Below are 21,368 nucleotides of genomic sequence, written 5' to 3' on the forward strand. Positions count from 1 at the left end.
CAGGCTGCTTCTAAGAGACTTCCGATCCTAGAAGCGGTAGCGCGCGCCGAGCAGGAAGCGGCGGTCGATTTCCTGGCCGAACCACAGCTCGTTTTCGTCGCGAGCGTAGGTGCGCAGGTGCTCCTTGGTCAGGTTGATGCCTTCCAGGGAGATCGCCAGCTTCGGCGTCACGTCATAGCTGACGCTGAAGTCCAGCTGGCCGAACGGCGCGACGTTGACCGGGTTGCGCGAACCGCCACGGTTGGTGCCGGCGAGGAACTTGTCACGCCAGTTGTAGACCAGGCGGGCGGAGATCCCGTTCTTGTCGTAGATCAGCGTGGCGCTGGCCGTGTCCGACAGACCCAGCAGAGCGAACTGGTCTTGCGACGGGTTCGCGCCGTTGTCGAAGCCGACATCGCCGCGCACCAGCGTGTAGGCGCCGGAGACGCCGAAGCCGGTGTCGCCGAAGAAGTGCTGGCCCGCGATTTCGAAGCCGTGGATCTTGCCGGTCTTGTTGTTGATCGGCTCGGAGATCTGGAAGTTGAACAGCGGGTCGCTGCTGTTGGCCGTGATGTCGACGGCCGCCAGGATCTGGTCGACGAACGCCTGGTTCAGGTCGCCGCCGGCGATGCGGTTGGCCTGGAACTGCGACGTCGCCGCCGAGACCGAGCCGGTCGTCTGGATCAGGGCCGTCATCGTGAACAGGTTCACGTCGGTCTGGTTGGCGCCGATGGCGGTCAGAGCGTCCTTGGCCTGGCCAGAACGGGATCCCGCGGCGCCCGAGCTCGGGTCACGCAGACCGAACAGGTTGCCGGTGCGGGTGCCCGTACCCACGAAGTTGTTCACCCGCTTCTCGAAGAAGCCGACCGAGATGTAGCTGCTGGGCTTGTAGTACCACTCCAGCGACACATCGAAGTTGTCGGAGATCAGCGGTTCCAGGTCCGGGTTGCCCGACGAGCCGAGCGGGATGGCCCCGTTGGCGATCGGACGGTTCGGCGCGCCAGCGGACTGGGCGGCGAACAGGTTGCCGTATTCCGGACGAGCGACCGTGCGGCTGAACGAGAAGCGACCGGTCAGATTCTCCTTCAGGTCGACGCGGAAGTCCATCGAGGGCAGCAGGTTGTTGTATTTGCCCTTGCCCGAGATCGGCTGGTAGGTGCTCGACGTCTGGACGGTGAAGTCGTTGTCGGCGGTCCAGACGATGGCGCTGGGCGTACGAACCAGCGAGGTCGAGGTGACGTCGGTCCGCTCATAGCGGATGCCCGTGACCAGCTCGGTCGGAAGGCCAGCCAGTTCCGCCTTCCAGGTCAGCTGACCATAGACGGACGAGATGTCTTCCTTGACGCGGTTGTTGTCCTGACCCGTCACGCCGATGGCGTTGCCCTTGGCCACATAGGCCTTGGACAGGGCGTTGTAGAGGTCGATCGCGTTGGCGCGGAACGACACCAGGCCAGCGCCCGTCTGGTTCAGGTCGAACGAGTTGAACTGGCAGGCCAGGCAGAACTGTTTCACCAGGTTGCCGGCGTATTGCTGGACGTCGCGCGGCGAGGAGATACCCCAGCTGCCCAGGTCTTGCTGGGTGTTGAGGCTGGTCTGGATCATGGTCGAGGTGCGGTAGTCGGCCCCGAAGTCGAAGCGGCTGCCGTTGTCGTCCAGGTCCCAGTGACCGTCGAGACGGACTTCCTTGACCTTCTGCTGCTGGCGCTGGGCCGACGAGCGGGCCACCTGGCTGCCCAGGTCGCCGGCGTCAAGAACGCCGTTGCCGTTGCCGCGCGGCCCCGCATCGTTGATGCTGATCGTCTGCACCGGCACGGTGCCGCTGTAGTCGACGCTGTGGGCCGAGACGACCGGCGCGCCGATCGAGACCGAGGTCATGCTGGTGCCGTTCGGGGCGTCCGGACGGCTGTCAGCCTTCGAGACGTGGCCGTCCAGGGTCAGGCTGAAGCGGTCGTTGACCTTCCAGTCGCCGTTGAAGCCGACCGACTTCAGCGTGTCCTTGGTGGCGCGGTACTGCTGTTCGAAGCCCATGTCCTTGGTGCCCGTGAGGGTTTCGGACAGGAGGACGGCGGTGGCGACGGTCGGGTTCTTGTCGAACGTCACCTTGTCGAACGGGCGGTTGAACCAGTTGGTGCTGTCGTTGCGGCGCTCGAACTGCTTGTTCTGGGCGTAGAGGCCGTCGACCGTGAGCGTCACGTTCTCGACCGGACGGTACTGGACCGAGGCCTGGCCGTTGATCCGCTCACGCTCGCCTTGCGAGAAGTGATAGCGGCTGTCGTTGGGGATCGCGACCAGGGTCGAGCCGGAGGCCGGCGCATTGGTGATCTGGGTCGCGCCGCCGTTGCGGACGAAGCCGTTGGCCGGGTTGATGAAGTCCGAATAGGTGCGGATGTTCCAGTCGTTCGAGGTGACGCTGCGGCTGGTGAAGTCGCGCTTCTGATAGCTGCCGAACGCCGAGACGCCGAACTTCTCGCTGTCATCGGCCCAGTTGAGCAGGCCCGAGACTTCCGGCGTGAACTTGTGGCCGAAGTCGTCGACCTTCTTGTCCATGCTGGTGTCGTAGACGCCCTTGACGCCGATGCTGCCCGTCAGGCCCGGCTTGCCTTCCAGCGGACGGCGGGTCTTGACGTTGATCGCGGCGCCGATGCCGCCCGAGGGGATCGCCGCGCGGCCGGTCTTGTAGACCTCCAGCGTGGTCACGCCTTCCGAGGCGAGGTTGGAGAAGTCGAACGAGCGGCTGGTGCCGGACGCGAAGTCGGCCGATTGGTCGCCGCCGACCGTGGCGACCTTGGCGGTCGGCATCGAGCGGCCGTTCAGGGTCACCAGGTTGAAGCTGGGACCAAAGCCGCGGACGGTGACCTGCGAGCCTTCGCCGTTCGTGCGGTCGATGGACACGCCGGTGATCCGCTGCAGCGATTCAGCCAGGTTGGTGTCCGGGAACTTGCCCATGTCTTCGGCCGAGATGGCGTCGACAACACCGCTGTTGTTGCGCTTGATCGCGATCGAGCGCTCGAGCGAGGCGCGGATGCCGGTGACGACAATTTCATCGACGGTGGTGTTTGGAGCCTGCTGAGCCAGAACCGGGCTGGCGAACATGGCCGCCGTGATGGCGACGCAAGAGGCAGACGTATTCAAGCGACGGTGTCGCTTCATAGCATTCCCCCTAAAATAAGCCCCTATGGGGCGATGTTATTGTTACGGTCCGGAAGCAATTCCCGGCCGCTCTTCCCGTCCTGCCGCCGAAGAGACAACCAGGGCACGAGAGACAAGTTAGCGGTAACATCGGTGAGTGGCTGTCGCAATGGCAAAATGACAGCGCTGGCAGTCTTTTTTCAAGCGGTTTTTTAGGTGATTTCTACTACAAATGGCCGATAGGCGGCCAGTTATGCCGCGCCGCCGCAGAAGGCGATTTGCTCAACCTCGCCGAAGAGTTGAATATTTCGACGAGGTAACCGGTTTCCATGCGCTCAAACGTGCTTGGACGCGCGGCCCCTTCGCCGCGCGTCTCGCAAGCGCGTAGAGAAATTTCGCGGTGCGGCGTCAGCTCGCCGTCAGGTCGAGAACCGCCGCCTTCAGCCCTTGAGCTGTGGCCGTCACACGTCCCCGCCCGGGCTGATTCTGCTGCGTCCGCACGAGCGCCTGGGCCAGCCCGTTGAACGCCTTGCGCTGGGGCGCGACGTCCGGCTCATGGCTGGTGGGATCGCCATTGCCGACGCCGATCAGGTCGACCGGGCCCGAAAGCTCGAAGCGAACCAGGTCCTCGGCGCGCGGGACCAGACGCCCCTTGGCGTCCAGCACCTCGACCTTCAGCACCGCCACGTCCTGGCCGTCGGCGGCCAGGCGGACGCGGTCGGCGCTCAGGCGCAGGGCGGTCGCCGGCCCCGCGGTCTCCCGGCGCTCGCGCAGGATCACCTTGCCGTTCTTGTAGCCGTGCGCCTCGAGGACGCCGGGCGCGTAGGGCACGGACCACTCGACGTGGTGGTTGGGGCTCACCGCGCGGACGCCCTGGCTCTTGCCGTTCAGGAACAGCTCGACCTTGTCGCAGTTGCTGTGCGCCCAGACCGCGATCGGCTGCCCCTCGCGGCCTTCCCAGTTCCAGTGCGGCAGGAGGTGCAGCAGCGGCTCGGACCGCCACCAGGCGCGGTAGTAGTAATAGTTGTCCTTCGGGAAGCCGCAGGTGTCGAGCGCCCCGAAGTGCGAGCTGATGCTGGGCCAGCGGTTGAACGGCGTCGGTTCGCCCCGGTAGTCGAAGCCGGTCCAGATGAAGCCGCCCGCCATCCAGGGCCGGTCGGCCGCGTGGCTCCACCACTTCTCGGCGGTCGTCGCCCACCAGGGATGGTCGGTGTCATAGGCCGGGACGTAGGACTTGGCCTCGTCGCGGACGTACTCGCCCCGCGTCGTCACCACGCTGGCGCTCTCGGTGCCGATGATCGGCACGTTCGGGAAGCGGGCGTGGAAGTCGTCCATCTTCTCGTGGCGGTAGTTGAAGCCCTGCACGTCGATGACCGCGCTGATACCCTCGCCGAAGCCGTTGTCCATGGCGGCGGTGACCAGGCGAGTCGGGTCGAGGCGATTGACCAGGCGCTTCATGGTCTTGGCGACCTTCACGCCGCGCGCGGTCGCCTGTTGCGGCTCCTCGTTGCCGATCGACCACAGGATCACCGACGGGTGGTTGCGGTCACGGCGAACCATGCGCTCCAACTCGTCCAGCGAGGTCGGATCGCTGGACATGCGGCGCGTCTCGTCGATTACCAGCATCCCGAGGCGGTCGCAGGCGTCCAGCAGCTCCGGCGTCGGCGGATTGTGCGCCGCGCGATAGGCGTTGCTGCCCATCGACTTCAGCTGCTCCAGCCGCCAGACCTGCACGGCGTCGGGGATGGCCGCGCCGACCCCGGCGTGGTCCTGGTGGTTGCAGCTGCCCTTCAGCTTCACCGGCTTGTCGTTCAGGAAGAAGCCGTTGGCCGGGTCGAAGCGGATCGAGCGGACGCCAAAGCGCGTGACGAAGCGGTCGACGACCGCGCCGCCGAGCTTGGTCTCGGTGACCAGGGTGTAGAGGTGCGGATTCTCCAGCGACCAGAGGACTGGATTGGCCAGGGTCACCGTCTGGGACAGGCTCTGGCGCTCCCAGGCTGGCAGGCGACCGGCGGCGGGCGCGACGGCCAGGACGGGCTTGCCAGCGGCGTCCAGCACGGCGTGCGAGACCTCGAAGGCCTGCGCTGCGTCGGACTCGTTGACGAGATCGGTGTCGATCTGGACCGTACCGTCCACCTTGGCGCGGACGAAGACGCCCCATTGCGGCACGTGCACCGGCGCGGTCTTGACCAGCCAGACGTGGCGGTAGAGCCCCGCCCCTTCATAGAACCAGCCCTCGCCCAGGCTGGCGTCGACGCGCACGGTGATCAGGTTGTCGCCGCCGATGTTGGCGATGTCGGTGATGTCGACGCGGAACGGCGAATAGCCGCTCTCCTCGCGAGCCAGGATGTAGCCGTTGACCATCACGGTGGTGTCGCGGAACGCGCCGTCGAACTCGATCGACAGGCGCTTGCCGGCGTCGCTGGCCCGCAGGGCGAAGGTCTTGCGGTACCAGCCGACGCTGTTCTCGGGGAAGCGGCGGCCCAGCGCCTTGTAGCCGTGGGCGGCCAGGACGTCCTCGTCGTCCGGCTTGCCGGACGGCTTGTATTCGGGGTTGTCGACGAACGGCAGCTCGACCGCCCAGTCGTGCGGCAGGGTCACCGGCTTCCAGGCGCTGTCGTCAAAGGTCTTCTGGGCGGCGGCGGCCACCCACCAGTTGGGCGAGTCCGCGCCGGCCTTGGCGTAGCTGCGCTGGTTACCGCCGAAATCGAAATCCTTGGCCGGGTCAGAGGCGTGGCCCAGGGCGAAGCGCCAGCCGAAATCCAGGGACGAGCGCTCGCGCGGTCCCAGGTCAATGGCGGTGGCGGTGGCGGGCGCGGCGGCTGCTGCGGTGGCGCGGGAAGCATTGGCCAGGAGGGCGGCGCCCCCGGCGGCGGCCAGGGCCTGGCGTCGGTTGATCTGGGCCATGGAACGAGCCTCTCGATAAATCAAAAAAATGGGGAGGAGGCATGCGGCCTCCTCCCCAGCGCAGGGAACGTCAGGGAGGATCGACGTTCTAGAACTTGAAGGTGACGTCCATCAGGTAGCGACGACCATAGGAGTCGTAGCGGCCGATGCGGTTGGGATCGTTGTCGCGGTACATGCGCAGGGCTTCGTTGGTCAGGTTGTTGACCTGGAAGCGGACGCTGACGGCCTCGTTGATCTTGTAGGACGAGCTGAAGTCGAGGGTCTTCTCGCTTTCCAGCGTCTGCAGGTCCGAACCGTTCCAGCCATAGATGACCGTCATCGGCGAGTGGTACTTCCAGCCCAGGCGCGCTTCGACCGGACCGTTGGCGTACCACAGGTCGACCGTCGCGGTGTTCTTGGCCAGGCCCGTCATCCGCAGCGGATTGTTGGCCGGCGAGAACTCCTTCAGGTTCGATTCCACATAGGCGTAGTTCGAGTAGAGGCCGAACTTGTCGAACGGACCCGGCAGGAAGAAGAACGGCGTCTGGAAGGTCAGCTCCACGCCCTGGATGTGGCCGCTGCCGCCGTTGGCGGGGCTGGCGACCGTGTAGGTCTGGCCGCCGAACGCCACCGGGCTTTGCTTCCAGCCGATGTAGGAGTCGACGTCCTTGTAGTAGTAGGACACCGCCACCAGGGCTTCGGGACGGAAGTAGTATTCCGCCGAGGCGTCGAACTGGGTGGCCTCGAACGGCTTCAGCTTCGGGTTGCCGGCGCTGCCGGTCCACGGGGCCCAGTTGGACAGGCTGCGGCTGGCGCGCAGTTCGTCCAGCGGCGGACGGGCGATGACCTTGGCCAGGCCCAGGCGCACGACCTTGCCGCCGCCGAAGTCCAGCTTGGCGTTCGCCGAGGGCAGGAAGTCGGTGTAGTCGTTGTCGACGGTCGCCGGCACGAAGGCGCTGGCGGTGTTCTGCTGCAGGCCTTCGCTGCTAGTCTCGGTGTGGACGACGCGAGCCCCGATGTTGCCGGTCACCCAGGCGCCGGCCGGACCGTCGGCGGCGAAGTTCAGCTTGCCGTAGCCTTCGTAGACCTTCTCCTGGACGGTCCAGCGCTCGGCCAGCTTCTCGGCGGCCTTGGCGGCGTCGAAGGCGTTTTGGCCGTAGGCGATGGCGGCGATCTTGTCGATGTCGCCGGTCAGGATGACCGGCACGTTGGCGCCGTCGCCCAGCGTATAGCCGGTCAGCAGGTTGGCCGGGATCGTCGCGCCCGTCGCCGTCGGCGCGTAGCTGAAGGCGCTGTGGCTCTTGACGCGGTCCGAGGCGCGCGCGCCGAACTGGACGCTCTTGAAGACGCCGCCGCCGAAGTCGCGGGTGAAGTCCAGCGCCGCGGCCTTCAGCTCGTCGTTCAGGTGCTCGGGGCCGTCATACGAACCGGCGAGGTCGGCCGTCTGGGCCAGCGTCGTGTTGTCCTGGCCCGTGGTGATGGTCGGGGTCACGCCGGCGCGCCAGTCGAAGCTGGTCCAGGTCGGCCAGGCCTCGAAACGGACGGCCTTCCAGGTGTTGGTGCGCTTGGCCTTCGAATAGGACAGGTCGCCGGCGACGGTCCACTGGTCGCCCGTCCACTTGCCGTTCAGGCCGCTGGCGAACAGGTCCTTGTCCTCGCTGTACTTGGCCAGCACGGTCTTGACCGCGCTGAACGGCAGGCGCGAGGCGGCGACCACCGTGTTGTTGACCAGCGTGTAGGACGCGCCCGTGGCGTTATAGACGCCGTCGTTCCAGCCGATGTTGTTCGTGCCGGTATTCCAGTTGCCCCAGCTGCCGTCGCCCCAGACCGTCTGGTCCTGGACCTCGGTGATCTTGATCTTCGAATAGAGGGCGTCGGCCTTCAGCTCGAAGTTGTTGGTCGGCTTGTACTGCAGGCCGCCCGAGATCCCCTTGCGCTTTTGGTCGATGCGGCTGGCCGACATCTGCGCGCCCCAGGGCGTCGCATCCAGCTTGCCGTCGCGGTTCAGGTCGCTCGAGTAGTCGCTGGCCCCGGCCGGCGGACGCGCGCTGGAGTCGTTGTAGCCCCAGCCCGTGAACGAGCCGTAGCCGTTCTTCTGGCGCTGGGCGGTGGCGCCCAGGACGATGGCGAGGTCGTCGTTGATCTTGTGGACGAACGAGCCCGAGCCGCGATAGCCGGTCGTGCCGTAGTTCGGGATGTCCTTGCCGCCGTCGTAGAAGACGGGGCCGGCGCGCAGCACGAAGGCCGGGCCGCGATAGTCCAGCGGGGCGATCGTGTTGATGTTGATCGTTGCGGCCACGCCGCCGGCGATCAGGTCGGCCGATTGCGACTTGTAGACCTCGACGCCCGAGACGACTTCCGAGGGGTAGATTTCCCAGCGGACGTTGCGGTCCGGCTCGGTGGAGGCCACTTCGCGGTTGTTGATCGTGCCGAGCACGAGGCGCGCGCCCAGGCCGCGGACCACGGCCTGGCTGTCGTTGCCGCGGTCGCGCGTGGCGTTGACGCCCGGCAGGCGGGCGATCGACTCGGCGATGGTCACGTCGGGCAGGACGCCGATGTCCTTGGCCGAGATGGCTTCGACGACCTTGTCGGAGCCCTGCTTCACGGCGAGCGCGTCGCGCAGGCTCTTGCGGACGCCGGTGACGACGACCTCTTCGACCTGGGCGGCTTCGCTGGCCGGAGCGGTTTGGGCGTGGGCGCCGGCGGCCACGAGCATGGCGAAGCCGCTGGCGGCGGCGAAGAGCATGGGATGACGGGTCATGATGGTTTCCCCCTCAAGGCGCGGCGCCGCGTCGTTTGGCGGAGCGGCCCTTGGGAATTCGAAAGTTTGGGCGCTATTATCATATCAATCTGACATGACAAGCTGCGCAGCCTTTAGTCACCCGACCCTTTAGTCGAGCTTAACGACCGACGAGTCCTTGCCAATCGCCGCGCGTTGGGCCGGCGCGTCCGCCACCGCCGAGGCTTCCGTCGCCGTGGCGGCCGTCACCGAAGCGCCCGGCATCAGCCGCGTGCGATAGATCCACGCCCCGCTCTCCAGCGTCATGGGACGCGGCCCGACGCCGCCCAGGAAGTCGCCGTCGATGAAGCGGGTCGCCTCGCCATTCGCCGCGACGCGGAAGGTCACATCGACCGGCATGACGTAGGGCGCCTTCAGCCAATCGACGCTTTCCAGAGCGCGGCCCCTGAAATCGAACAGGGCCGCGTTCTCCCAGTTGGAGCCGACGCCCCAGCGGGTCTTGCACTTGGTCGACAGCCACGCCGGCTCCCAATAGACGACCCCGACCCCGCCATTGGCGAAGACCAGCTGGGTGAGGTCGGTCAGGTACTTCTTCTGGCCCGCGGGCGTGGCCGGATAGCCGGCGATCAGCGAGTCCTGGCCCAGCAGGTTCGGCGAGGAATCGGCGCCGTCGTTGGTGAAAGGATAGGCCGTCTCGACCACCACGACGTCGGCGGAATAGGTATGTCGCAGGCGGTTGATGGTCTGGCCCAGCTCCGCCATCGAGCGCTTGGACCACTTGCTGTAGTAGCTGATCCCGATCAGGTCGAAGTCGGTGACGCCCGCCTTGGCGGCGGCCGCGAACCAGGGCTCGACGTTCTCGGGCTGGGCGATGTGCAGCATGATCCGGGGCTTGACCGCCAAGGTCGCGCTGGCGTCCCGCACGGCCTTGATGCCGGCGTTGAACAACAGGGCGTTGCGCTCCCAGTTGATCGGCTCCTTGGCCTTTTCCAGGGTCGAGACGATCTCGCCGTTGGTCTCGTTGCCGACCTGGACCATGTCGGGCCCCAGGCCCTCGCGATCGAGCTCTGCGAGGGTGTCGCGGGTGAAGGCGTAGAGCGCCTTGGCCTGGTCGGGCGTCGAGAGCTTGGCCCAGGCCTTGGGCGCGATCTGCTTGTCGCCGTCGGCCCAGTCGTCGGAATAGTGGAAGTCGAGCAGCACCTGCATCCCGGCCTTCTTGGCCTTGGCGATGCTGCGCTTGACGTCCTTCAGGTTCGAATAGGGCGTCCAGTCCGGATTGTTCCAGATCCTCACGCGGGCGAGGTTGGCGCCCGACTGCTTGAAGAAGGCGTAGGGTTCGACCGTCTTGCCGCCGGCGCGATAGACCGCCCCGCAGTCCTCCATCTCATTGGCGTACGAGATGTCGACGCCCAGATAGGTCTTCGGCGCGGCCCAGGCCGAACCGGCTTGCGCCGCAAGTGACAGGGCGAGCAAGGACGAGAGGGCGACGCGGCGCGGGGTCGAGACAGTCATGTTTCCTCCGAAGACGGCCTCTCGGTGGCCGCTGAGGTCTCGATATTATTTATCGTACAATTTCAGCGCAAGCCGCTTCGCGCGATCTCCGCCCGCGCATCGCCGGGAGCGTCGGCGCATCAAATGAAGAACGCCGCACTCGCGGCGCGCCATGTATTTCAAGCTTATCGGGCGAGCAACCGCCCCATCGCCGCCCTGGGTGGAACAGACGTCCCGACGCCGCCGTTTGTTGTGCTCGCCGCTCTTCCAGCGGCCCCTCTCACTTTGGGGAGCGGCGAGGGCGATCTCGTCGAGATCCGCCCGCTCCTCCCCCGCATACGCTCGGAGCACTACGCATGTTTGGTGGCGACCGCCTTTCGCGCCTTGGCCATTTCAGCCCGCAGTTCCCCGACGCCGAGGCCCTGCACAAGGGCCTGGCGCACTGGAACCATGAACGCCTTGCGCCCACCGCGCCGTCGGACGACTGGCGCGAGGACCTCGACCGCGAACGCCTGATGAAGCGGCTGGAGGGCGAGTTCATCGAGGGCTTCCGCGCCCACGTCGCGTCCCTGGTCGCCGAGGTCCCGGAAGATCCCGAAGGCTTCGTCGCCTGGTTCGAGGCGCTGAAGGACCACGGCCCAGGCCAATGGGACCCGCTGTTCGACTGGCTGGAAGGCGAGGCTTCGATCGAGGACATCAAGTGGTTCCTGACCCAGGAGGCCGCCGGTGAGGCGGGCTTCGACGACCTGGTCGCCATGACCCAGGTGAAGATCCCCGATCGCGCCAAGCTGGAGCTGGCCCGCAACTACTGGGACGAGATGGGTCGCGGCAGCGCGCGCGGCATGCACGGGCCGATGCTTGAGCGCACCACCGCGACGCTGGGCCTGACGCCCACCATCGACAACACCCTGTGGCAGTCGCTTTGCCTGGCCAACACCATGACCGCCTTCGCCACGACGCGCCGCTATGTCTGGCACTCGATCGGCGCTCTGGGCGTCGTCGAGCTGACCGCCCCGACCCGGGTTTCCTGCGTCGACGCGGGCTTGAAGCGCGTCGGCGTCTCGCCCTACGCCCGCAAGTACTTCGCCCTTCACGCCCAGATCGACATCGAACATTCCAAGGCCTGGAACGCCGAGGCGCTGGTCCCGCTGGTCGCCGAGGACCCGAGCCGCGCGCGCTTCATCGCCGAAGGCGCGGTCATGCGCCTGATCTGCGGCGAGCAGTGCTTCGACACCTACCGCGCGCACCTGTGGGCCCACACCCACCCGCTGGTCTACGCGGCGGAGTGAGAGGCGTCATGCGCAGCGACAAGATGGTCCGGTTCTCGATCGCGCCGACGAGCGGGGGCGCGTGGCTTTGGCAGACGACCGAGCATGGCGGAACCGTCCGCGCGCGGGGAATCGCTTCGAGCAAGAAGCTCGCGGCCGCCTTGGTTGTTCGAGACATCATCGCGGCGCGGCTGGGCCAGTACGAGCCAAGCGCCGCCCCTCTCCCGGCGAGGGCGGCGTGATGCGCGTCGTCGAGACCGGCGTTTACGCGGGTCCACACCTTCTGTCGGCGCACGGCGATCGCTTCAGCCTGCCGACGCAGCGGGCGCAACCGTCGGCGGCCCGCTAGAGCCGGGTCGTCGCGGACCAGCGTCACACCGTGTCGGGCTGAAGCCTCAGATAGGTGGGGTCAAACAGGGCGAAGGCGGCGAGACGATCCCAATCGGGGATGGCGACTTCGGCGCCTTTCCACTCGAGCAGCCCTTCGCGCCGGAGCTCCATCAGCACCCGGTTCACGTGGATCGGCGTGAGGCCCAGCACGTCGCCGAGATCGGTCTGGGTCATCGGAATCCGCAACCGGCCGTCACTGGCGAGCCCCGCGGCCTCCAGCCGCCGATAGAGCTCGCAGACCAGATGCGCCAGGCGGCTGGCGGCGTCCTGCTGGCCCATGGTCACCAGCCACTGGCGATGGATGGCGCCGTCGATCACCGTCTCCAGCCACAAGAGGCGCCCCAGGTGCGGATGCTGCTCGGTCAGCCGGCGCAGGTCCGCGTGCTGGGCGTAGGCCACGACGCAGTCGGCCAAGGCCACGACGCCATGGTCCATCTGGCGCATCAGCAGGCTGTGCAGGTCGACGAAATCCCCGGCCACGTTGATCTCGGTCAGCTGTCGCTCGCCCGCCGCCGTCACGTTGAAGCGCGCGCAAAAGCCGCTGACCACGAAGGTGCTATAGTTGGGCCGGTCGCCGGGCGCGATCAGCACCGCCCCGGCCTTTACCGCCCGCTCCGGCCCCAGCAGGCGGCTCAACACCTCTTGTTCCACGGCGGAAAGGGCGTCCCGGCGCGCCATCTTGCGAACGAGGGGAGCGATAAGTTGCGAGGCGGGCATGCCGAGGAAGCCGTCCCTTCTGCGATCCGGTCGGCGGTCCCATCAAAAGATCAAGCCGACTAACCTAGATTAGGGTGGGCCTCTGCAGGCGCGCCTAAGGCTGTCTCCCTCTTGGAGACAATCGAGTGCCGAGTTCCACCGCTTATCCCTTTAACGAACGAGACCCACATTTCGTTGTCGCCGCCGCAAGGGTGGCGGCATGAACCGGCTGCTGATCGCCAGTCTCGATCGGTTCGGCCCGCTTCGCGACAGCGTGCGGGACGACCTGCTGGCGTGTTCGCAAGAGGTCGAACGCTTCGAGCCGGGGCAGGTGATCGCTCCCGTCGGCGCGCGCTCGCGGCTGCGGCTGCTGGCGCGCGGTCTGGCGGTGAAGCAGCTGGAGCTGGCTGACGGCGGCCGGCAGATCTTCGGCGTCGCCACGCCGGGCGACCTGATCGACCTGGGCGGTCTCTATGTCGGGCTGGACCACGAGGTCCGCGCCCTCGGAGTCTGCGAGACGCGCATGACCACCGCACACGAACTTCGCACCCTGCTTCGCGCCCACCCCAACCTGCTGGCGGCGCTGTGCCGCGCAGTGCTCACCGAGGCCCAGCAGCAACGCAACTGGATGGTCGGCTTGGGCCGTCGCACCGCCGCGGCGCGGGCGGCCAACCTGTTCTGCGAGGTTTATTGGCGGCAGAGCGTCCTGCGGCTGGCGGGCGAGCGTAAATGCGATTTCCCGGCCGTCCAGGCCGACATCGCCGACGCCCTGGGCCTCTCGGTCGTTCACGTGCATCGGGTTCTGCGCGGTTTGCGCGACGAGGGGCTGGCGACGCTGCGGAACGGCGTGCTCAGCATCGGTGACTGGGAGGGCCTGGCGCGACTCGGCGGCTTCGATCCCGAGCGCCTCAAGCCGCAGCAAGAGCCCTCCGACAGCGTCTCGCGACCCAGCGGCGCCTAGCGCCCCGCGGCGTCAATTGATCGCAAACGCGACCGCTCCGACGGAGCAAAGGACGGCGAAAAGCGATCTGCACGACGCGTCGGCAAGGGCGGCTGGGAACGCCCGGGCCGCGCGCGCCTTGACCTGACGCGTGGTCATCGTCGGGCGACGCAGGAGCGCGGGTGCGCCGATGAAGACCTATCGTTTCGATGTCACGAGCGACGCAGGACAAACCCTGGAGACCCTCGCCGCGCCCGACGACGCGGCGGCGGTCCGCCAGGCCGTGCTGCTGCTGTCCGAAATCCTGCGCGACCACGCCCTCGTCGCGCGCGGCGACATCGCGGTCTCCATCCGCGTCACGGACCTCGACGGCAGGACGATCTGGGATGGCGCCTCGTCGGCGCAGGTTCTGAAGCCGGATCCTTAGACCCGGCCCTACTTCGCCAGGGCTTTCCACGCCGCATAGCCCGCGAGACACGCCACGGCCGAGGCGACCGCGCCCCAGGTGATGTCGATCACGGTCAGGCGCGTCGACCACGCCCGCAGCGTCGCCTGGTTGGTCAGGTCGTAGGTCGCATAGGCCACGGCGCCGAACACCAGGCCGTTGATCACGGCGCGCGACGCGCCGCCTTCCCTGACCGCGGGCGCGACGGCCAGGAAGATCATCCCCGCCACATAGGCCACATAAAACACCACCCCCGCCGCCACATTGGGGCGCGGCGACAGCAGGTCGCCCAGGGCCGGCCTATACAGCCGGTCGATCATCGTCCCCAGCCAGACGAAATCCAGCGCCAGGAACGCGCTGAGGGCGGCGAAATAGGCGGCGATAACCTTCATCGGGCGAACTCCATCGCGATCCCCGCGCCACCGGCAGGGCGGCCTCGTCGCGTTTCGAAAGCCGTTACGCGAAAGAAACTTCAGCGGACGCATTCGTCCGCCTGATGGCTTCAGCCGTAGCTATGGTCACCGCGCTTTTCGCGCCGAATCCAGGAGATCGTCTATGAGGCCCATGCACGGAGAGTTTCCGGCGAGCCCTGGTCCAGCCGCGCCGTTGCGGATCGCGGTGATCGGAGCCGGGATCTCGGGCCTCTCCAACGCCTGGCTGCTCAGCCAGCGCCACGACGTCACCCTGTTCGAGGCCGCCGATCGCCTGGGCGGTCACGCCCATACGGTCGAGGTCCCCACCGCAAAGGGCCCCGTCCCTGTCGACATGGGTTTCATCGTCTATAACGAGTTCAACTATCCGAACCTGACGGCGCTGTTCCAGCACCTGGGCGCGCCGACCAAGCACGCCGACATGTCGCTGGCCATTTCGCTGGACGACGGCGACCTCGAGTACGGCAGCAAGAGCCTGGCCTCGCTGTTCGCCCAGCCCAGCGCCCTGCTCCGCCCCCGTTTCTGGTCGATGCTTCGCGACCTCAACCGCTTCTACCGCACCGCGCCGGGACACCTGGCGACGCTGGATCCGGTGGTGTCGCTGAGCCAGTACCTGCGCGACAACGGCTACGGCGCGGCGCTCAGCCAGGACCACCTGCTGCCGATGGCGGCGGCGATCTGGTCGGCGACCATCGAGGGCGCCGGAGAGCATCCCGCCGCCGCCTTCATTCGCTTCTTCGAGAACCACGACCTTCTGAAGTTCGTCGGCCGGCGCACCTGGCGGACGGTCGACGGCGGCAGCCGAGCCTATGTCGACGCCCTGGGTGCTGCGTTCAAAGGCCAGACGCGCCTGTCAGCCCAGATCAAGAGCGTGAGGCGCTCGGAGGACGGGGTGAAGATCGTCGAGGCCGACGGCCGCGAGACCACCTACGATCACGTCGTCTTCGCCACCCACGCCCCCACCACCCTTTCGTTGCTGGGCGACGCCGACGCGCGCGAGCGCTCGGTGCTGGGCGCCTTCCGCTACACGACCAACGCGGTCGTGCTGCACCAGGACAAGCGCCTGATGCCCCGCCGGCGGCTGGCCTGGGCTAGCTGGAACCACCTGGGCCGTCGCGACGATCCGGCCAGCGGCTGCGTCAGCTACTGGATGAACCACCTGCAGAGCCTGAAGGGCGCGCCGCCGCTGTTCGTGACGCTGAACCCGCACATCGCCCCGCGCGAGGAGTTGGTCCACGAGGTCCGCAGCTTCGAGCATCCGCATTTCGACGCGGGCGCACTGACGGCGCAGAACGATCTATGGAGCCTGCAGGGCGTGCGCCGCACCTGGTTCTGCGGCGCCTATTTCGGCGCGGGCTTCCACGAGGACGGCTTGCAGGCCGGTCTCGCCGTCGCCGAGCAGTTGGGCGGCGTGCGCCGGCCCTGGCGCGTCGCCGATGAGAACGGCCGCATCCCGCTGCGCCCGCCCCACCTGGTTTCGCCGCTGGAACGGGCCGCGTGACGATGAGCGCCTCGGCGATCTACGAGGGGGTCGTGACGCACCGGCGGTTCTCGCCCGCCTCGCATCGCCTGCGCTATCGGATCTTCATGCTGCTGCTCGACCTCGACGAGTTGTCGTCGCTAGCGGCGAAGCTCCGGGTGCTGAAATTCGGTCCGTTCGGCCTGATGTCGTTCCGCGCCGCCGATCATGGCGACCGCTCGGGCGGCGATCTCAAGGCCTACGCCCGCGAACGGCTGGCCGAGGCCGGCATCGTCGCCGACGGCGCCATTCGCCTGCTCTGCATGCCGCGTATCCTGGGCTACGGCTTCAATCCGCTGAGCCTCTATTTCTGCCACCGCGCCGACGGCGAGCTGGCCGCGATCCTGTACGAGGTGCGCAACACCTTCGGCCAGCGCCACAGCTATCTCGCCGCCGCGCCGGAACCCGGCGTCGGGCCGCTGCGGCAGAGCGCGCCCAAGCGGTTCTTCGTCTCGCCGTTCATGGACATGGACCTGACCTACGACTTCGACATCGCGCCCCCGGGCGAGGCGGTCGCGGTCGGCGTCTCGGCCCGGCGCGGCGACGAGGCCATCCTGACCGCGCGCTTCGGCGGCCAGCATCGCCCCCTGACCGACGCCAACCTGCTGAAGGCCTGGCTGAAGCACCCAATGCTCAGCTTCAAGGTCATCGCGGGCATCCACTGGGAGGCCGTCAAGATCGTCGGTCGCGGCATCTGGCTGCGCCCGCGCCCGCCCCTTCCGCCCGAGGCCGTCACCCTGGGCGCAAGCGTTCGAACCTAGACTCATCCAAACTGAGCCTTTCGGCGTATCATGGACATGCATGCGACTCAGGCCGCCCATCATCGTTCTCGAAACCGCGCCGTGACCACGACGTCGCGCGACTTCGACGATTGCGTGCTGCGTATCGCGGCCGATCGCGACCGCGCGGCGTTCGCGACCCTGTTCGATCACTACGCCCCGCGCGTGAAGGCCCTGCTGATGCGCAGCGGCTCTCCCCCAGCCGCCGCCGAGGAGCTGGCGCAGGAGACCCTGCTTAGCGTCTGGCGAAAGGCGCATCTGTTCAATCCTGATCGCGCGTCTTCAGCGGCCTGGATCTTCACCATCGCGCGCAACCTGCGCATCGACAGCCTGCGGCGCGGCGACGCCAGCGTCTACGCCGCCGACCTCGCCCTGGCGGCCGACGAACCCGAACAACCCGACGCAATTCTCAGCGGCGCCCAGGACGCCGAACTGGTGAGGGCCGCCATGCGGACCCTGAACCCAGACCAAGCCCGAGCAATCGAGATGGCCTTCTTCCAAGAGCAAACCCACACCCAGATTTCCCAGTCCCTTGGCGTCCCTCTCGGGACCGTCAAGGCGCGCATCCGCTTCGGCATGATGAAACTCCGCGCCTTCATCGAGCGCGACGGCGGAGGCGCCGCATGAGCCTGCGTCGCCACCCGAGCGAGGAACGTCTGCTGGCCTACGCCGCCGGCACGCTCAGCGCGCCCGAGGCCGTGGTCGTGGCCACCCACCTGGCGCTGAAGCCGCAAACCCGTCCTTGGAACGACCTTGGCCGCGCGGTCGGCGGCGCCCTGCTCGAAGAGTCTGAGCCCGTCTCGCTGGGCGCCGGCGCCCGTGAGGCCGCCCTGGCGCGTCTCGACGATCCCGCGCCCGCGAACGAACACGGTCTTCCCGCCTCGGCGGATCCCTCTCTGCCCGAGCCGTTGCGCGGCCTGCCGCTAGGGCCCTGGCGTTGGGCGGGTCCGGGCGTTCACGTGCGCAACGTGATCGGACCGCGCGACGGCGACTGCCGCGTGATCCTGCTGCGGATCGCGCCGGGACAATGCGCGCCGATGCACACCCATGGCGGGGTCGAGCTGACCTGCGTGATCAGCGGCGCCTACGCCACCGAGGACGGGGTCTTCGCCCAAGGTGACTTCGAGGAAGCCGATCCCAAGGTGACCCACCAGCCGCGCGTGGTCTCCGCCGAGCCCTGCCTGTGCGTGGCGGCGCTGGACGGCCAGATCGTCCTGCCCGGCCGTCTGGGCCGCCTGCTGGCGCCGTTCGTCAAGCTCTAAGGTCGCCCTTCCAACTGGGCGCTAGCCAGTGAGTCGGCCATGCGGTCAGCGCGGCGCTGCGGGCGCCCCGCCGGGCGTGCGCGCCGCCTGCCGGAAGAGTTCGGCCTCGCGCTCGCGATAGGGCCGGCCGTCGCTATGCATCAGGTCATGGAACCAGATGGTCGGCTCCTGCAGCGTGTAGGGCCGCTCCCAGCTGTCCCACGGCATGCGAGTCTGGATGGCCCCGTCGACCAGGCCCCAATTGACCATGCCGACGTTCTCGCGCCGGGCGATCGGCAGGATCGTGTCGACATTGGAGCCATTGCCCCGCGCCAGCCATTCGGTGGCGATCAGCGGCCGTCCGTAGGGCCGCAGCTGCGCGATCCGCTGCTCGAACGCCTCCGGCCACTCGTAATTGTGGAAGGTGATGATGTCGGAGTTCTCCAGCTGCAGGCGCTGGATCGGGGTCAGGCTGGCCGCGCCCGGCGACCAGTCCGGGCCGATCCACACGCCGCTGGTCAGGGGCTGGATCGGCTGCTGGCTGCGCGCCCAGGCGAAGGCCTGGGGCAGCAGGGTTTCGATGCGGGCCTTCTCCCCCGGCAGCTGGGCGCCGTTGTAGCTGCCGCCGCCGGGGTTGTCGGGCTCGTTCCAGATGTCCCAGGCCAGCACGCGGCGGTCCTTGGCGAAGGCGCCGACCACGCCCTGCACATAGGCCTTGAAGCGCGCGTCGTTGGCCGGATCGACCAGGTCGCGGCGGCCAGGGCTCTGCACCCAGCCGGAGTTATGCACCCCGGGGATCGGCCGATGCTGCGGTCCGAGCTTGGGATCGGGATCCCAGCAGCTGTCGAACAGCACGAAGATCGGCCGGATGCCGTGGCGATCTGCGATGGCCAGGAACTGGTCCAGCCGCGTGATCAGGCCCTTGGCGTCCTGCGCCCAAAGCAGGTCATGCAGATAGACCCGCATGGTGTTCATGCCGAACCGCTCGTGCGCCCAGCCCAGCTCACGGTCGATCGTCTTCGGATCGAAGGTGTCAGCCTGGAACATCTCCAGCTGGTTGATGGCCGTCGAGGTCGCGTAGTTGGCGCCGACGATCCAGGGCTGACGGCCATACCAGTCACCGGCCTGCTGAGGCGTCCAGCGCGGCGCGGCGGCCTGGGCGACGGCGGCCGACGCTTGAAGCGGCCTGGCCTGTAGCGCGGGCGACCAGGCGGAGAGCGCCAGCCCAACCACCAGGGCGGAGGAAATTTTGACGACACGCACTATAGAACCTCCCGAACTCTATACTCAAGCTTCTGCGGTTCTTATTCTGTGATATTTAATATCTTAGCCGGACATAACGACAACAAATCGAGATGTCGCCAGCAAAAATGTTTCCCTCCGCAATCCTAGCACTATCACTTCAACCAGCTTCACTATTGCAATTCGGGGAGGCCCTGCCTTACGTCGACTTTCTGACCCGTTCGTGCTGAGCACGGCGTCGGGGGTATAGGCCTACGCCACCGACACCCCGCGCGGAGAGGGTCGGCTGAACGTGCTGGCCTCGCGCTCCGCGGACGGGCCCAGGCTGGACGCCGCCAAGCGAGGTCATGCCAAACCCGCCATCCTGGCGCAAAAGCGCGCCGGTGCGCCCGAGGCGCTGGCCTGGACGCCGGACGGACCTCGCCTGAAGCCGCCTCACGTCAGCCGCTAGGGCCTCAGGGCTCAGCGGCGCGCGAGCGCCTTCAGCTTGCCGCCGACGATCTTCTGGAAGGTCTCAAGCGGACAGAGAGTCGCCTCGGCGGCGGTCCGGCACCCTGGGATCTCGAAGTACGAGAACGACGGCGGATTGCTGGCGGTCAGCGGCTGCAGGGCGCGCAGCTGGCCCATGGTCTGGGCGGTGTAGAACGCCCGCACGTACCGCTTGCCGTCCTTGGCCTTGACCCGCTCGAAGCCCATGGCGCCGCCCGGGGGCGGATCGTCCTGCGGGTAGTCCGCCGCGGTGAAGTGCGCGCGGAAGAAGCCCCTCAGCGCGGCGATGTTGGTGTCATGCCCGACCAGCATGGTCAGCTTGGCCGCCTGCTGGCCACTCATCGCGTCCAGGATCGCCTCGGCGACCGGGGCGGCGTAGCGCTCGGCGACATAGGGCGCGCCCACTTCGTAGTGGAACTTGGTGACGTGGAACCGGAGCATGGCCTGGATGTCGGCCTTGCTGGCGCGCCCCCAGCCGACCTCGTTCATCGGCTTGCCCTCGAGATACTCGAGAAGGACCGTCTGCCCGCCCGTCGAGGCCACCGACAGCGCGCCCTCGAGCTCGGGCGTGTCGTTCTTGTTGGCTTGCAGGTGCGACGGCTTGCCGGCCAGGTCACAGCCCGCCTTGGTCGCCGGATCGCACCCCAGAACCCGTTGCAGAACGGCGAAGTCGGCGGCGCGGCGCCGGTATTCTGCCGCCAGCCCCGGCTTCTGGCGCAAGGCGGCCTGCAGGGCGACCTCGCCGTCTATGCCTTCCGACGGATGGAAGATCGTATCCGTCTCCTCGCTGTCCGGACGCTCGACCTTGACGCCGCAGCCCGGCTGCAGGCCCTCGACGAACATCTCCGCCGTCTTGATGGCGCGCTGCTTGCTGCTGGCCTTGGCGACGACGTCGCCGCTCGCGGCGCAGCCCGCGCCCGGCAGCAGCCCGCGGGCGCTCAGAAAGGTCCGGTAATAGGCGCCCATCAGCCGCGCGCCCTCGGCGCCGTGCGGCGTGAGCTCGCCATAGGGCGTGTTCCAGGCGCTCCAGGGCTGGGCGGTCGTGCCTTTCGGCGTGGCCACGGGCTTGGTCGGCGGCCGAACGCCATGGCGCATCATCATCACCACGCGCTCAAGCTTGAGGCCCTCGTTGGCTCCGCCGGCGGCCGCCTGGGCGGTTCCAGACCCCAGCAGGGCGACCGAGGCCAAGGCCGCCGCGCCCGCGCTCCGAACGTTCATCGCCAAGCCCCTTCTCGCCCACATATCCAGGTTCGCTCGTCTAGGCATGTCACGCGACAGAATCGTGACGCGGCCGCCGACGCACGCCCGGCGGGTGGCAATCAGGTTTCGCGCCCAAAATTCGACGACACCACCTAGGGTGAAGTAGTAATCACAGATTACACCCGAATGTTGATCGCGGCGGAGCCCCAAAATTCGCGTGCGAAGGCGCCCCTACGCAGCAAACTCGCTTGCGGATGCTGCGGCAGATTGTCTTTCTTCTCCTCCGCCGCCGCATTGAAAGGTGCTGTTAACGTCAATCCGCAAACCTGAACTTGCTATTCGGGTTTCATACCCTCCGAAAGAAACACGAGCACCAGGGCGGAAAGAATGCTGAAATCCCTTATGCGGGGCGGAAACGCCCTCGCCGGCGTCCAAGTCCTGGAAGCGCTGCGCGCCAATGTCATGGTCGCCGACGCCAACCTGAATATCACCTATCTCAACTC

Annotated in this window: 16 protein-coding genes; 8 read left to right on the forward strand and 8 right to left on the reverse strand. The window is 67.4% G+C overall.

What is annotated here, in order from left to right; genetic code table 11:
* Positions 1–27 precede the first annotated feature (27 nt).
* The 4 genes from DI526_RS09280 to DI526_RS09295 form a co-directional block, all read right to left on the reverse strand.
* On the reverse strand, positions 28–3,129 hold the full coding sequence (locus DI526_RS09280) for a TonB-dependent receptor (RefSeq protein ID WP_304276831.1): 3,102 nt from the start codon (positions 3,127–3,129) through the stop codon (positions 28–30).
* 387 nt (positions 3,130–3,516) lie between these two features.
* Positions 3,517–6,015 (reverse strand): beta-galactosidase GalA, encoded by a 2,499-nt coding sequence (galA, locus tag DI526_RS09285; protein WP_304276834.1) that lies wholly within the window; start codon positions 6,013–6,015, stop codon positions 3,517–3,519.
* 88 nt (positions 6,016–6,103) lie between these two features.
* Positions 6,104–8,755, reverse strand: a complete 2,652-nt coding sequence (locus DI526_RS09290; RefSeq protein WP_304276837.1) for a TonB-dependent receptor — start codon at positions 8,753–8,755, stop codon at positions 6,104–6,106.
* A gap of 129 nt (positions 8,756–8,884) precedes the next feature.
* On the reverse strand, positions 8,885–10,246 hold the full coding sequence (locus DI526_RS09295) for an arabinogalactan endo-1,4-beta-galactosidase (RefSeq protein WP_304276840.1): 1,362 nt from the start codon (positions 10,244–10,246) through the stop codon (positions 8,885–8,887).
* A gap of 335 nt (positions 10,247–10,581) precedes the next feature.
* Between DI526_RS09295 and DI526_RS09300 the strand changes: the two genes are divergently transcribed.
* Both DI526_RS09300 and DI526_RS09305 read left to right on the forward strand, forming a co-directional pair.
* Entirely contained in the window at positions 10,582–11,514 is a 933-nt protein-coding gene (locus DI526_RS09300) for an iron-containing redox enzyme family protein (RefSeq protein ID WP_304276843.1), read from the forward strand.
* An 8-nt stretch (positions 11,515–11,522) separates the two neighbouring features.
* Positions 11,523–11,735, forward strand: coding sequence for a hypothetical protein (locus DI526_RS09305; RefSeq protein ID WP_304276845.1), 213 nt, complete (start codon positions 11,523–11,525; stop codon positions 11,733–11,735).
* A gap of 130 nt (positions 11,736–11,865) precedes the next feature.
* Here DI526_RS09305 and DI526_RS09310 read toward each other — a convergent pair whose 3' ends face one another.
* Positions 11,866–12,522, reverse strand: coding sequence for a Crp/Fnr family transcriptional regulator (locus DI526_RS09310; protein WP_304276869.1), 657 nt, complete (start codon positions 12,520–12,522; stop codon positions 11,866–11,868).
* A 277-nt stretch (positions 12,523–12,799) separates the two neighbouring features.
* Between DI526_RS09310 and DI526_RS09315 the strand changes: the two genes are divergently transcribed.
* Together DI526_RS09315 and DI526_RS09320 are read left to right on the forward strand one after the other, a co-directional pair.
* Entirely contained in the window at positions 12,800–13,540 is a 741-nt protein-coding gene (locus DI526_RS09315; protein ID WP_304276847.1) for a Crp/Fnr family transcriptional regulator, read from the forward strand.
* 169 nt (positions 13,541–13,709) lie between these two features.
* Positions 13,710–13,946 (forward strand): hypothetical protein, encoded by a 237-nt coding sequence (locus DI526_RS09320; RefSeq protein WP_304276849.1) that lies wholly within the window; start codon positions 13,710–13,712, stop codon positions 13,944–13,946.
* Positions 13,947–13,954: 8 nt separating this feature from the next.
* Here DI526_RS09320 and DI526_RS09325 read toward each other — a convergent pair whose 3' ends face one another.
* A complete protein-coding gene (locus DI526_RS09325; protein WP_304276851.1) occupies positions 13,955–14,356 on the reverse strand; it encodes a DUF2177 family protein in 402 nt (133 codons plus the stop codon).
* A gap of 163 nt (positions 14,357–14,519) precedes the next feature.
* Here DI526_RS09325 and DI526_RS09330 point away from each other — a divergent pair, with 163 nt between their 5' ends.
* The 4 genes from DI526_RS09330 to DI526_RS09345 all read left to right on the forward strand — a co-directional run bounded on the left by DI526_RS09330 (position 14,520) and on the right by DI526_RS09345 (position 17,955).
* Complete coding sequence (locus DI526_RS09330) at positions 14,520–15,896, forward strand: NAD(P)/FAD-dependent oxidoreductase (RefSeq protein WP_304276852.1); 1,377 nt, start codon at positions 14,520–14,522, stop codon at positions 15,894–15,896.
* Between the two features lie 2 nt (positions 15,897–15,898).
* Positions 15,899–16,675, forward strand: coding sequence for a DUF1365 domain-containing protein (locus DI526_RS09335; RefSeq protein ID WP_304276872.1), 777 nt, complete (start codon positions 15,899–15,901; stop codon positions 16,673–16,675).
* A gap of 81 nt (positions 16,676–16,756) precedes the next feature.
* Positions 16,757–17,320 (forward strand): sigma-70 family RNA polymerase sigma factor, encoded by a 564-nt coding sequence (locus DI526_RS09340; protein ID WP_304276853.1) that lies wholly within the window; start codon positions 16,757–16,759, stop codon positions 17,318–17,320.
* Positions 17,317–17,955 (forward strand): ChrR family anti-sigma-E factor, encoded by a 639-nt coding sequence (locus DI526_RS09345; protein WP_304276855.1) that lies wholly within the window; start codon positions 17,317–17,319, stop codon positions 17,953–17,955. Before DI526_RS09340 ends, DI526_RS09345 begins: the two co-directional genes overlap by 4 nt.
* Before the next feature lie 45 nt (positions 17,956–18,000).
* Here the strand turns inward: DI526_RS09345 and DI526_RS09350 are convergent, their stop codons facing one another.
* The gene (locus DI526_RS09350) at positions 18,001–19,197 is read right to left on the reverse strand and encodes a cellulase family glycosylhydrolase (RefSeq protein ID WP_304276857.1); all 1,197 of its coding nucleotides are present in this window, start codon (positions 19,195–19,197) and stop codon (positions 18,001–18,003) included.
* Between the two features lie 441 nt (positions 19,198–19,638).
* Positions 19,639–20,883 carry a histidine-type phosphatase gene (locus tag DI526_RS09355; protein WP_304276859.1) on the reverse strand — a complete coding sequence of 415 codons (1,245 nt, stop codon included), beginning with the start codon at positions 20,881–20,883 and terminating at the stop codon, positions 19,639–19,641.
* Positions 20,884–21,368 lie beyond the last annotated feature (485 nt).

The organism is Caulobacter segnis (genome assembly GCF_003243465.1).
Lineage (GTDB): Bacteria > Pseudomonadota > Alphaproteobacteria > Caulobacterales > Caulobacteraceae > Caulobacter > Caulobacter segnis_A.

Coding starts and splice junctions, on each gene's coding strand:
- galA (WP_304276834.1), bottom strand. CDS start 6,015: ATGGCCCAGATCAACCGACGCCAGGCCCTGGCCGCCGCCGGGGGCGCC.
- DI526_RS09280 (WP_304276831.1), bottom strand. CDS start 3,129: ATGAAGCGACACCGTCGCTTGAATACGTCTGCCTCTTGCGTCGCCATC.
- DI526_RS09335 (WP_304276872.1), top strand. CDS start 15,899: ATGAGCGCCTCGGCGATCTACGAGGGGGTCGTGACGCACCGGCGGTTC.
- DI526_RS09290 (WP_304276837.1), bottom strand. CDS start 8,755: ATGACCCGTCATCCCATGCTCTTCGCCGCCGCCAGCGGCTTCGCCATG.
- DI526_RS09355 (WP_304276859.1), bottom strand. CDS start 20,883: ATGAACGTTCGGAGCGCGGGCGCGGCGGCCTTGGCCTCGGTCGCCCTG.
- DI526_RS09315 (WP_304276847.1), top strand. CDS start 12,800: ATGAACCGGCTGCTGATCGCCAGTCTCGATCGGTTCGGCCCGCTTCGC.
- DI526_RS09305 (WP_304276845.1), top strand. CDS start 11,523: ATGCGCAGCGACAAGATGGTCCGGTTCTCGATCGCGCCGACGAGCGGG.
- DI526_RS09325 (WP_304276851.1), bottom strand. CDS start 14,356: ATGAAGGTTATCGCCGCCTATTTCGCCGCCCTCAGCGCGTTCCTGGCG.
- DI526_RS09320 (WP_304276849.1), top strand. CDS start 13,710: ATGAAGACCTATCGTTTCGATGTCACGAGCGACGCAGGACAAACCCTG.
- DI526_RS09330 (WP_304276852.1), top strand. CDS start 14,520: ATGAGGCCCATGCACGGAGAGTTTCCGGCGAGCCCTGGTCCAGCCGCG.
- DI526_RS09295 (WP_304276840.1), bottom strand. CDS start 10,246: ATGACTGTCTCGACCCCGCGCCGCGTCGCCCTCTCGTCCTTGCTCGCC.
- DI526_RS09300 (WP_304276843.1), top strand. CDS start 10,582: ATGTTTGGTGGCGACCGCCTTTCGCGCCTTGGCCATTTCAGCCCGCAG.
- DI526_RS09345 (WP_304276855.1), top strand. CDS start 17,317: ATGAGCCTGCGTCGCCACCCGAGCGAGGAACGTCTGCTGGCCTACGCC.